This window comes from Azovibrio restrictus DSM 23866, from assembly GCF_000429665.1.
Taxonomy (GTDB): domain Bacteria; phylum Pseudomonadota; class Gammaproteobacteria; order Burkholderiales; family Rhodocyclaceae; genus Azovibrio; species Azovibrio restrictus.
Map to the genome: position 1 here is coordinate 24389 of NZ_AUCH01000017.1, position 12266 is coordinate 36654.

The window sequence follows — 12266 nt, forward strand, 5'->3', positions numbered from 1 at the left end:
TGTGTTTGCGTTTGGTGACCGGATACGCCCTGGTCCGGTCCCCGGTTCTGTCCCGGGAGCGGGCTCCGTCTGCCCGGGTTCCACTGCCGCCGGCCCGAGCCGGGGCTGAACCTGACGTTGGCCGGAACCGCATCGCCTGCCGGCTGCGGCCCGGGCCGCGCCTCCTCTGCTCAAACCTGTTACCGGCGCCCCTCGGGGCGCCTTCATTCTCATATCCTGCTGCAGGAGGTTGGTTCGTGAAATACAAGTCCTTTGAAGCGTTCATCGCCCATGTGGAGGCCCGCAATCCGGGTCAGCCCGAGTTCCTCCAGGCGGTCACCGAGGTCATCGAGAGTCTCTGGCCTTTCATCCAGGCCCATCCCCGCTATGCCGAGCAGGGGCTGCTGGACCGCTTGGTGGAGCCGGAGCGGGCCATCTCCTTCCGGGTGTCCTGGGTCAATGACCAGGGTGACGTGCAGGTGAACCGGGGCTACCGCATCCAGCACTCTTCCGCCATCGGTCCCTACAAGGGTGGCATCCGCTTCCATCCCTCGGTGAATCTATCCATCCTCAAGTTCCTGGCCTTCGAGCAGACCTTCAAGAACGCCCTGACCACCCTGCCCATGGGTGGCGGCAAGGGCGGTTCCGACTTCGATCCCAAGGGCCGCAGCCCCGGGGAGGTGATGCGTTTCTGCCAGGCTTTCGTCAGCGAGCTGTTCCGCCACGTGGGTTCCGATACCGACGTGCCCGCCGGGGACATCGGCGTCGGCGGCCGGGAAGTGGGCTACATGGCCGGCATGATGAAGAAGCTCTCCAACCGGGCCGACTGCGTGTTCACCGGCAAGGGCTTGAGCTTCGGCGGCTCCCTGATCCGGCCGGAAGCCACCGGCTACGGCACCGTCTATTTCGCCCAGGAAATGCTGAAACAGCAGGGGTTAAGCCTGGAAGGCCTGCGGGTGAGCGTCTCCGGCGCCGGCAACGTGGCCCAGTACGCGGTGGAAAAGGCCATGGCCCTGGGAGCCCGGGTGGTCACCGTTTCCGACTCCAGCGGCACCATCCTGGACGAGGAGGGTTTCACTCCCGAGAAACTGGCCCAGTTGATGGAAGTGAAGAATCACCTCTATGGCCGGGTCAGCGACTACGCCGGGCGGGTCGGCTGCACCTTCCTCCCGGGGCAGCGCCCCTGGCGGATTCCCGTGGATGTGGCCATGCCCTGCGCCACCCAGAACGAGCTGGACGAGCAGGACGCCGCCGCCCTGGTGGCCAATGGCGTGCGCTGTGTAGCCGAAGGGGCCAACATGCCTTCCACCGCCGGGGCCGTGCGCACCTTTGAAAAGGCCGGGGTGCTCTACGCGCCGGGCAAGGCCAGCAATGCCGGCGGGGTTGCCACCTCCGGCCTGGAAATGAGCCAGAACGCCATGCGCCTGTCCTGGCCCCGGGAGGAAGTGGACAGCCGCCTGCACAGCATCATGGTGGGCATCCACGAAGCCTGCCTGGAGTATGGCCGCGGCGCCGACGGCCGGGTGAGCTATGTGAATGGCGCCAACATCGCCGGCTTCGTCAAGGTGGCCGATGCCATGCTGGCCCAGGGGGTGATCTAAATCCCGTCCGCCGCCGCCCGGAGCGGGCCTCCGGACGGCGGCGTAACACGGTTGTCCCTGGCTGCCTCTTGGAATTAGAGAGTGCTAATATTCGCCTCCCTACTACAACAATTTCCTAGAGGAAGTTTCATGAAACAAACCCTGTTGCAGGAAAAATATCCCATCTTCGTGGCCGAGATCGGCAAGATCGAGACCGACTACCAAAGCGTGGATGCCCTAGTGGAATACTACAAGGGCAAGATCGCCGAGAATCCCAAAGTGCATTTCATCGGCGTGTTCGACCACTACGCCCACACCAGCCGCATCGGCGGTGAAATGGTCCAGGGCCTTCAGGCCGCCGTGGACATCATCTTCTGCTTCGGTTTCGCCATCCCCAATCCCCAGATGCTGGCCGTGCGCCCCCGCTCCATCGGCATCGCCGACATGGGCGACAAGTTCATCATCAGCTTCATGGAAGCCCCCATGCAGCCCGCCAACCAGGCCATGGAAGCCTGGACCAAGGCCTTGCGTCGCCAGTAATTCCCATCTGCCCGATTTAGGGCGCTGCATCTGATCCGGCCGGAAGTCCCTCCGGCCGGCCTCCTCCTGGGCTGCCTGCCCAGGCGCCGCCGCTTTCCCTCTTGGCAACTGCAACTCACGCACCCGCACTTTTGTGGGGGCGCTGCCACCTCCTGTTCCCCTTGCTGCACCAGAAAGTGGGGAAGGGCAGAGTCTATGGCTTTATGGATATTGTGGCTGTCTTTGATGTCAATGTAGTATCCCGTGCGATTTTTCTACGATCCCAACTGGAGAACCCATGGCAACTTACAACAGCAGTTTTTCCGACTCATCCGAGATGGTTGCGGGCGCCAAGCAATATGCTACCGGCTATATTGAAAAACTGGCGACCTGCGGGCTTCTGGATAGGGATGAGTATATGGGGAAAATCAAAGGGGTTTTTGACAAATGGGTCGATAACGCCAACTATTCGATCTCTTTTGATGATGGGATTCGCTATCTTCCTCCAGGAGCTGGAAGTGCAGATATAGAATGGCTTTACGGTCTTTTTGCGCCAGAATCAGAGGCGGGTGGCAGTAATGATGGATATATGTTAAGTGCAGATGAGTATGCGAGAAGACAAGATTTGATTGGTGATCTTAATCATATCAAAGATTTAATAAGAATAACGGAATCTATTAATCGTTACCAGTTTGTCGATTATGATCATCGTGAGGGGGCAATTAAAGGATTATGGGCTAACCAAGCTTTCTTTTATGGTTCTGAATTTAATCCTGATGTGTATTGCTCCGTCAGCAATTATCAAGTGGGTTTGCTGGAGGCCAGTTACAACGAATTGGTAGATGCCTTGTACTACGGTCTGGCTCTGGAAACTCGGCTGAAACCCTATATGGACACCATCGTCATGACTCCCGGGGGGGCGGACCTGAGTGGGCTGAAACAGATGCTGGCTGACCGCTGGGCCGAAGACCGCCTGGCGGCCTATGGGGACCTGGCGGATCTGGTGCATTCAGGTGGCAATGTCCTGCGCGATCTGGGCTGGGAGCCCCTGGATCTGTTACGGGAATGGTCTGCCTACGCCAAAAACGACCCCGAGCTTTCCGCCTTGATGGCAACCCTGCATGTGGTCGAAGGTGCCATAGGTTCAAGTTCTCGGGATATCGTGCTGGGCAACGATGCTGGCGAGTCGATGAGAGGACATGAGGGGCATGATGTCATCGATGGTGGAAAAGGCAACGACAACATTTCCGGCGATCTGGGGGACGATACCCTGTTGGGTGGGGAAGGGAACGATATTCTCTATGCTGGTGGAGGGAGCGACGTTCTCGTTGGTGGCGTGGGTAATGACTACTTATATGGCGAGGCCGGAAACGATATTTACCGTTTCAGCCGCGGCGATGGCCAGGATAACGTGGGTGATTACGACACCACGGCGGGAAACAAGGATGTCATCGGGTTAGGAGCGGGAATCAGCGCTAGCGATGTACGGATTACCCGTTCGGGGGACTACATGATCCTGAATATCGTGGGCAGTACGGACAAGGTGACAGTATTCAATTACTTCTATAACGATGGAGATGGTGGCTACTTGATCGAAGAAATCCGTTTTGCTGACGGCACGGTATGGGATTTGAACAAGGTTAAAGAACTGGCCATCCAGAGTACCGATGGAAATGACACCCTCTATGGCTACGCTACAGCCGATACGATTTGTGGTGGGGCGGGTAATGACTCCATTTATGGAAAAGCCGGCGATGACCTGCTGCGGGGGGATGGAGGCAGAGATTACCTCTATGGAGAAGCGGGTAGCGATACCCTGGAGGGCGGGGCCGATGATGATATTCTCTATGGAGGAGACGGTAGCGACGTACTGAGGGGGGACGGCGGTAACGATACGCTATATGGTGGGGAAGGGAGCGATATTATTATCGGTGGTTATGGGGATGATAATTTGCAAGGTCAAGGGGGTAATGATATTTACCGTTTTGGCCGTGGTGATGGTCAGGATGTCATATATGGTTACGACACCACTGCGGGAAAAAAGGATGTGATTGAGCTGGGTGCAGGAATTTCCACGAGCGATATCCGGGTAACCCGCTCAGGCGATTCCATGACTCTGAATATAGTTGGCAGCACGGATAAGATAACAGCGTCCAATTACTTCAATGGTGATGGGGAAGGTGGCTATCTGATTGAGGAAATCCGTTTTGCTGACGGTACGGTATGGGATTTGAACAAGGTTAAAGAACTGGCCATCCAGAGTGCCGATGGAAATGACACCCTCTATGGCTACGCCACGGCCGATACGATTTCCGGTGGGGCGGGTAATGACACCATTTATGGGAAAGCCGGGGATGACCTGCTGCGCGGGGATGGAGGTAGGGATTACCTCTATGGAGAAGCAGGTAACGATACCCTGGAGGGAGGGGGGGATGATGACAGTCTATACGGAGGTGAAGGCAGCGACGTGCTGATGGGAAAAGAGGGGAATGACTACCTATATGGCGGTGGAGGTAGCGAAGTTCTCACTGGTGGCGTGGGTAATGACTACTTGTATGGCGAGGCCGGAAATGACGTTTACCGTTTTGGCCGCGGCGATGGTCAGGATATTGTAGGTGAAAACGATACTGCTGCAGGAAACAAAGATGTCATCGAGTTAGGAGCGGGAATCAGCACTAGCGATGTACGGATTACCCGTTCTGGGGACTACATGATCCTGAACATCGTCGGTAGTACAGACAAGGTGACGGTATCCAATTACTTCTATAACGATGGGGATAGTGGCTACTTGATCGAAGAAATCCGTTTTGCCGACGGCACGGTATGGGATTTGAACAAGGTTAAAGAACTGGCCATCCAGAGTACCGATGGAAATGACACCCTCTATGGCTACGCTACTGTAGATACGATTTCTGGTGGGGCGGGTAACGACTATATCTATGGGAAAGCTGGGGATGACCTGCTGCGTGGGGAAGGAGGCAGGGATTACCTGTACGGTGATGTCGGCAACGATACTCTGGAGGGAGGGGGGGATGATGACAATCTATATGGAGGTGAGGGCAGCGACGTGCTGATGGGAGAAGAGGGTAATGACTACCTATATGGCGGTGGAGGTAGCGAAGTTCTCACTGGTGGCGTGGGTAATGACTACTTGTATGGCGAGGCCGGAAACGACATTTACCGTTTCAGCCGTGGTGATGGTCAGGATATCGTAGGTGACTATGACACCATTGCAGGAAACAAGGATGTCATCGAATTAGGAGCGGGGATCAGTACCAGCGATGTACGGATCACCCGTTCGGGGGACTACATGATCCTGAATATCGTGGGCAGTACGGACAAGGTGACAGTATCCAATTACTTCTATAACGATGGAGATAGTGCCTACTTGATCGAAGAAATCCGCTTTGCCGATGGTTCCGTCTGGGATCTTAATACCATCAAATCCATGGCCATTAAATCCACCTCCGGTAACGACAGCCTTTATGGCTATGCCACGGCCGATACGATTTCCGGTGGGGCGGGGAATGACTACATCTATGGAAAAGCCGGGGATGACCTCCTCATGGGGAATGATGGCCAAGATTACCTGTACGGTGAAGCCGGCAACGATACCCTGATGGGGGGGGCTGGTAACGACTACCTGTATGGTGGGGACGGCAACGACCTGCTGATTGGCGGTTTGGGGAATGATTCCTTGCAGGGTAATGCTGGCAATGACACCTACCGGCTCGATCGTGGCGATGGGCAGGACAGCGTGTATGACTATGACACGACTGCAGCTAATGTCGATACGCTGGTGTTTGGTGCCGGTATTTCCACCGAGCAGCTGTGGTTCCGCAAGGTGGGTTCCAACCTGGAAGTCAGCATCATCGGTACCGAGGACAAGATGACCGTGAGCAACTGGTATTCCAACAACGCTTACCGGGTCGAGCAGTTCAAGACCCATGATGGCGATGTGCTGACTGATGGGGATGTCCAGACCCTGGTGGACGCCATGGCTGCCTTCACTGTGCCTGTCACGGGTCAAACGGTCCTGCCTGATGCCTACCAGCAGGCGCTGGCCCCCGTCATTGCCGGGTGCTGGGATCTGGCCTGATCAATTACCCCTACGCTGATTGCGACGACGCCTTCCTCCGGGAAGGCGTTTTTCATGGCGGCGCAGGAGATGGAAAAAAACCGCCTGAAACGGTGGTATTGCCGGGCTTTACCGCGCTACCCGGTCGGGCCACTTAACCGGGGAAAACAAAAATCCTCAGGTCCAGGGGGCCGATGCGCTGGCAGCTCTGCAGGGTCGCGCCGCTGCATTCCTCTCCCAGCCGTGCTTTGGCACCCTCGATTTCCCAGCGGGCGCCGGAGACGTCCAGGCGTCTGATGGGCTGGCAGTTGCGGGTGTCGTAGGCGACGAGATCGGTGGAGGAGCCGCTGTATTCGCTCAGCAGCAGATAGCGTTCGCTGCGGTCCAGATAGACCTGGCTGCGCACCCAGATGCCGCCCTGGCTGATGTCGCAGATGGAATTCCCCTGCCTGTCCCGCAGCCGCACCGGAGGCTCCGGAAAGGCGTCCACTGCGGGGTCGGCCGGCTCAGCGAAACTCTGGAACAGGATTTCCACCCGCTTCCCCCGGGCGGAGAAGTGCTGGGCTGTTCCCGCCACGGCCTGGACGGGGAGGTGGGTGAAGGCCAGCTCTTCCCCGGCGCTGGCATGGCCCCAGCAGGTGAGCAGGACAGGGAACAGCAGGATGGCGTACTTCATGGCGGCAACCGGGAGGGAAAAGGGGCGCCATTATGCCATTGGCAGCTCCTGGAACGGCGGAGGCGCATTCCTGCGCCCCCCGTTTCTTCCGTCTAGTTGTCCGCTTATTGGTCACTTACTGGGCGGGTTTGGCTCCGAACAGCTTGTCCGTCAGCTTCACGTACCAGGCCGCCGACTGCACCTGGATGATGTAGGCCAGGGTGATCACCAGGGCCGCATCGGAGCCGGCGGGGCCGAAGGCGTTCATGGCCAGGGCCAGGGCGATGGAGAGGTTACGCATCACCGTGCCATACACCAGGGCGATGGCGTCGCCCCGGGGCAGCAGCAGCTTGGCCACCAGGGTACTGAGCAGGTAGTTGATACCGTACAGGGAGAGCAGGGGCAGCAGCAGTACCAGCAGTTCCCCAGGCCGGGCCACCAGTTGTCCGGCCTTCAGGGCCATGGCGACAAAGACGATGCCCAGCACCCCGAGGGTGGAAAAGGGCGGGAAGCGGGGCGCCCATTCCTTCTGGAACAGCTGCTGCCCGTGTTTCTTCAGCAGCTGGCTGCGGGTCAGGTGGCCCGCCACCATGGGCAGGAAGACGATGAACAGGATCTGGCTGAACACGGCCCAGAGATCCACCGGCACTGTGGCGCCCATCAGCCACTGGACATAGAAGGGCGTGGCCAGGGAACCCAGGATCAGGCCCAGCACCGTCATCTTCACCGCGGCGCCCAGGTTGCCCCCGGCAAAACCGGTCCAGGAAATGGTCATGCCGCTGGTGGGCAGCAGGGCCGCCAGCAGCAGACCCATGGCGTAGTAGGGCTGCTCGGGAAAGAAGTAGCGGCCCAGGCCGAAGGCTACGAAGGGGATGATGCCGAAGTTGATCACCTGGGCCATGAGCTGGGCCTTGGCGTCGCCGCCTTCCAGCACCTTGTCCAGCTTCAGGGTGACCATCATGGGATAAACCATGAGGAAGGTCAGGGGAATGATCAGGGCCTTGAGCCAGGTACCGGGAAAGGCAAGCCCGAACCCGAAACCCAGCACCATGACCACGGGAATGGCCAGGATCAGGTTCTTGTTCAGGAGGGTCAGCAATCTCAACATGGGACAGTTCTCCAGGAGGCGGCCGGGGCCGCTGATTTTTATAAGCGAATGATTATATACCGGGTAGCAGGGGCGGCATCGGGGAAAAACCGGAACCGGCAGGGCGGGGCCAGGTTGGGCTGGGGGCTACAGGGCCGGCAAGGAAGTCTGGCCGGCGGTTAAACTACCGGGCAGCTGGTCCCCAGCATTTTCCGGAGTCCAAGCATGGAATGGCAGCAAATCCTCGATACCTTCTCGCGCCTGCCCTCCGGGCAACGGCAGCTCTGGTGGCTGACGGCGGCCGGCCTGCTGCTTCTGATGCTTGGCCTGCTCTGGCTCGAAAGCCGCTGGTTCAAGCGGTCCGGGCGCCTCGCTGGCTGGCTCTTCGTGCGCCTGGTGTCGGCGCTGGCGGCCCCGCTGCTGCTTGCCGTGCTGATCGTCCCGGCGCGCAGCGTCGGCGGCCCGGAGGCCCTGGCGGTGTTCTACGGAGTTCTGCTCTTCATCGCCCCGCCGCTCTGGTTCGGCAGCCACCTGCTGGCCGGCCGCTGGGCGAGGCCGCTGCTGACGCCGGGCGAGAGTCTGGCCCTGGCGGTCAGCGGACTGGCTATCCTGGCCATTCCCGGTACCGCCTTCTTCGCCGCCGAAGCGCCGCTTCGCGCCGCTGCCCGGGAGATCGGCAGCCAGCGTACGCTGCCGGCCGACAACATCCAGCTGCGCCACGCCGTGCAGCCAGTGCAGCGCTACCAGCTACCCGGCGTCGGGCTGATCTACACCCAGTCCCTGCTGGCGCCGCCGGATACCCGGCTGCTTGCCGTCGAACAGCGCCAGGGCGGGTTGTGGCCGGTCTACCAGGGCATCGCCCATCCGATGTACTGCACCGACGGCAATGACCTGCATCTCATGTGGTCGTCCCGGGAGCCGCCGCCCTACCTGCGCCTGCACTGGGAACAAGGCTTCGGCCCCCGGCAGCGCTCGGAATTCACGCCAGTGCTGGATTTCACCAATGCGCCGCCGCCTGCCGAGTTCACCGTCACCCTCCGTCCCGACGGCGTGGACCCGGTGGCGCCTATCCCCCGCGAGCGCGCCTACCTGATCCTCGAACAGCCGGGGCTGGCCCCCTATACCCAGATGCTCGGCGCCCCGCCCGAAGCCGGCGAAAAGCGCGGCACCGACTGCGTGCTGAAAGGCTTCCAGCGCTGGACTCCCGGCGGCGACTGGCAGGTGCGGGCGCTCGGGCTCGGCTTTCAACTGCCCGGAGGAGAGAATCTGCGCAGCCTGATCGAAAGGACTGGGGCGGGGTGAGGAGACTGTGCAGCCCGCAGGTCGGGCTGGAGCGGGCGGAAGGACACGTCTACACGGCTCCGCGTTTAGCAGCAGGGCACTACAGCATCTGTGCGCACCTTAGTAAGCTCCGGCCAATCCATAAACTGTGATGAAGATATTGAGGTAGCCGATTAGAATCGTGCTTCTGGTTAGGAAATACTGCGAAGGGGCTGCTGCTTTTCATGACTGATTTGGAATTGTGTAAAAATACGGATCATTCTTTTAGAATCTTATGGCAAGCTAGTTTCCGGTAGGTTCATTCTGTGGTTTTGTACCGCAGATTTGCTGTTCATGCTCAATTTATAGGTTAGGTGTTACGTGTATTACTTGCAGCCAGCAGTTCTTGCGCCGCCCCCGGCCCTTCGAATAACGAAGAAGGAATTTGATGCACTTTCTGATGCGAGGCGGAAGCTCGTTGCTGGGTTTCCGATTGAGGAGAATTTTGATCTGCTTATAGGTAATTATCTCGAACTCGAGCAAACCGCTCTTTCCTTGGCGGCGCTTGACATGGTTCGATGTCGAACGAGCTACCAAGATTTCTTTGAGGTGAGAGCTGATTTGAATCGACGCGCCGTTGACTTTCTACATGCCTCACGGGTCTACGTTGAGCTACATGCCTCACGGGTCTACGTTGAGTCATTAGGAGTCGTCCAGAAACTCGTTCGGCAAACAGTCGCACCTACGCTGCAGGCAGCGCGCGCATCGGTCGAGACAGCGATTCGTAGGTACAAAAAATATACAAATTCTCAAAGCATTGGTCTCACTGCCTACTTCTCTATAAAAGGCAAAGTCGAAAAACAAGTTCCTGTTTTTATCGAATGGGAAAATGTTCGAGCAAAGCTTGAGATGAGGAATGGAATCCTGATAAATCTGCGTAAAAGGTTTGTCAGTAGTATCGCCACTCGCTGATCGCTCAATTCTGAGCATTGGTCAGAAGTGGCGTTGCAAAAAATCTGGTTTTTCTTACCTTTAACCCAAAATATTCAGCCTTTATGGTAAGGATTATATTCATGGAACTGCTGAATGCGTGAGATCTTTGTCCGATAATGCGGGAGAGAGACCGCGAGGCTTATTTCTACCCCGATTTTTTATTTTCCCACCTCCTGATCGATTCCCGCTGCCAATGATGCTGCTCATACCGACGCCTGGCTGGGCCACTCCGCTCGAGATGAACATTGATTTGGCATTTCCCGCTGGCTAGTATTCGCGCCTTCTGGCACAGCGGGAAGATATCCTGGCCATTGTTTTCGAGGCAGTGCAGGCTTACGTTGATCGGCTGTCGGTCCCGGCCGACAGGGAGCCTCGATCCTTCCCGGTACCCAGTCGCTTGTCTGGTCGTTACTACCTGGCCGCTGAGTCCTATTGGGTCAATGATGAACCATGGTTCCAGCGCGTTGGCCGCAGCCGGGAGTACCGATTCAGTTTCCTCGTTCATTGCCTTGAGCTCCCCTCCCAGTCCGGCCAGCCCGAACAGGACTACCTGGGCCTCGAAGTTCATTTCACCTGGGAGCCAGCTACGGGGCAGTTCATCCATCACGGTGATGTGGATTCAAGCTGCATCTAAAGTCGTGAGCGCTGCCTTGGGGCCGGTTCAAGCCGTTCAGCACGCGGCGCTTTGAAGGTTGATCAGCGCCCGGATGATGGCGCGGGGGCCCCGCTTTTACCTTTCTCCTCCCCGCCTGTCAGTTCCTCCCGATACTCCCTGCAAGCCTCGCGTAGCACGTGCAGGTGCTGCTGGTAGTTGCGGCAGCCCTTGCACAGGGCGAGGTGCATGCCGAGTTCGAGGCGTTCGGACAGGGCAAGCTCGCGGTCTTCGGCTTCCGACATGCGGCGGGTGGCGTCCTTGCAGCTCAACATGGGCGTTCTCCGGCGAGGAACCAGCTTTTCTCCAGGCAGCCGCGCAGGGCGCTGCGGGCGCGGTGCAGGATGACGTGGCAGTTGCTGGTGCTGATGCCGGCGGCGGTGCACACCTCGCCGGTATCGAGTTCGAGGAATTCGCGCATCATGAAAACGCGCGCGGTGTTCTTGGGCAGGTGGGTCAGGCAGGCGTCGAAGACGGCCCAGAAGTGTTTGTCGCGCAGCGAGGCTTCCGGGTCGCCCCAGGCGGCCGGGCGGTGCGCCGGTTGCCAGTGGGCATTTTCCTTGAACAGGCTGTCGAAGGCCTGGTCCAGGCTGTCCTCGTCGTCGCCGAAGGCGGAGATCGGCGTCGTTCGTGACTGCTGGCGGATCAGGTCGACGATCTTGTGGCGCAGGATGCCGAAGACCCAGGTCTTCAGCGCCGAGCGGCCGGCGAACTCCTGGCCGCCGGTAAGGGCGGCGGTCAGCGCGTCCTGGACGGCGTCCTCGGCCAGCGCGGCATCGCGCAGCTGCAACTGGGCGAAGGCCAGCATGTCGCGGCGGACGTGTTCGACGAAGGCGTTATCGATGATGGCAGGCTCCCCGGTCGGCTGCGGATATGGGGCATGGTAGCTCAAGCGCCGCCCGCCGTCGTCCGGCGGCGCAGCCAATGGTCCACCGACAGCCGGCCGGGGCCCTGCAAGACCAGCGGCAGCAGCATGGCGAGGAAGATCGCAGGCAGCTTGTAGTTGCCGTGGCCGTCGTCGCTGATTGCGTAGCCCTGCAGCAGTTCGCCCAGCGTCTGCCAGCTTTCCGGCCAGTGCACGCTGAGGATGGCGACGACGGTGAGGACGATCAGCGACAGCGAGAAGAAGCGCGTGGCCAGGCCGAGGACCAGCGCGATGCCGCCGATCAGCTCGAACCAGGTGGCCATCTGCCAGCTGATTTCGGGCGGCACGAGGTTGAACGGGAAGGGAAAACGGTCCTGGATATCGGCAAACCAGTTGTCGCCGAGGAATTTTTCGCGCCCGGCTTCGAAGTATTCCCAGCCGAGCACGATGCGCAGCGCGAGCAGGCCGAGCCACAGGCCGATCAGGTCGAGGCCGGCGAGCAGGCGGTGGATGGGGGTGATCAGTGTCTTGTACATGCGTCGACTCCGGAAGGGTTTTCCTTTGGTCGGCGCCGGGGGCGAAAAACTTACAGCCGCCC

At 59.2% G+C, this 12266-nt stretch carries 10 protein-coding genes; 5 read left to right on the top strand and 5 right to left on the bottom strand.

Going from position 1 to position 12266, the window contains the following annotated elements; translation table 11 throughout:
- Nucleotides 1–236: 236 nt before the first annotated feature.
- The 3 genes from gdhA to G474_RS24465 all read left to right on the top strand — a co-directional run bounded on the left by gdhA (nt 237) and on the right by G474_RS24465 (nt 6177).
- On the top strand, nt 237–1580 hold the full coding sequence (gene gdhA, locus G474_RS0114255; protein WP_026687572.1) for an NADP-specific glutamate dehydrogenase: 1344 nt from the start codon (nt 237–239) through the stop codon (nt 1578–1580).
- 129 nt (nt 1581–1709) lie between these two features.
- Entirely contained in the window at nt 1710–2099 is a 390-nt protein-coding gene (locus tag G474_RS0114260) for a DUF6858 family protein (RefSeq protein WP_026687573.1), read from the top strand.
- Nucleotides 2100–2376: 277 nt separating this feature from the next.
- Nucleotides 2377–6177: a calcium-binding protein gene (locus tag G474_RS24465; RefSeq protein WP_084513777.1), complete on the top strand. Its 3801-nt coding sequence runs from the start codon at nt 2377–2379 to the stop codon at nt 6175–6177.
- Nucleotides 6178–6310: 133 nt separating this feature from the next.
- Here the strand turns inward: G474_RS24465 and G474_RS20900 are convergent, their stop codons facing one another.
- Together G474_RS20900 and G474_RS0114275 are read right to left on the bottom strand one after the other, a co-directional pair.
- Nucleotides 6311–6832, bottom strand: coding sequence for a hypothetical protein (locus G474_RS20900; protein WP_051282311.1), 522 nt, complete (start codon nt 6830–6832; stop codon nt 6311–6313).
- 115 nt (nt 6833–6947) lie between these two features.
- On the bottom strand, nt 6948–7919 hold the full coding sequence (locus tag G474_RS0114275; protein ID WP_026687574.1) for an arsenic resistance protein: 972 nt from the start codon (nt 7917–7919) through the stop codon (nt 6948–6950).
- Nucleotides 7920–8123: 204 nt separating this feature from the next.
- On the opposite strand from G474_RS0114275, the gene G474_RS0114280 reads away from it, so the two are divergent.
- Together G474_RS0114280 and G474_RS23505 are read left to right on the top strand one after the other, a co-directional pair.
- Nucleotides 8124–9200 (top strand): hypothetical protein, encoded by a 1077-nt coding sequence (locus G474_RS0114280; protein WP_026687575.1) that lies wholly within the window; start codon nt 8124–8126, stop codon nt 9198–9200.
- Between the two features lie 339 nt (nt 9201–9539).
- The gene (locus tag G474_RS23505) at nt 9540–10130 is read left to right on the top strand and encodes a hypothetical protein (protein ID WP_156919276.1); all 591 of its coding nucleotides are present in this window, start codon (nt 9540–9542) and stop codon (nt 10128–10130) included.
- 717 nt (nt 10131–10847) lie between these two features.
- Here the strand turns inward: G474_RS23505 and G474_RS0114290 are convergent.
- The 3 genes from G474_RS0114290 to G474_RS0114300 are packed head-to-tail and all read right to left on the bottom strand — an operon-like array spanning nt 10848 to nt 12204.
- Entirely contained in the window at nt 10848–11078 is a 231-nt protein-coding gene (locus tag G474_RS0114290) for a zf-HC2 domain-containing protein (protein ID WP_026687577.1), read from the bottom strand.
- A complete protein-coding gene (locus G474_RS0114295; protein ID WP_084513778.1) occupies nt 11072–11695 on the bottom strand; it encodes a sigma-70 family RNA polymerase sigma factor in 624 nt (207 codons plus the stop codon). Before G474_RS0114295 ends, G474_RS0114290 begins: the two co-directional genes overlap by 7 nt.
- The gene (locus G474_RS0114300; RefSeq protein WP_084513779.1) at nt 11692–12204 is read right to left on the bottom strand and encodes an HvfX family Cu-binding RiPP maturation protein; all 513 of its coding nucleotides are present in this window, start codon (nt 12202–12204) and stop codon (nt 11692–11694) included. The genes G474_RS0114295 and G474_RS0114300 overlap by 4 nt, the downstream gene beginning before the upstream one ends.
- Nucleotides 12205–12266 lie beyond the last annotated feature (62 nt).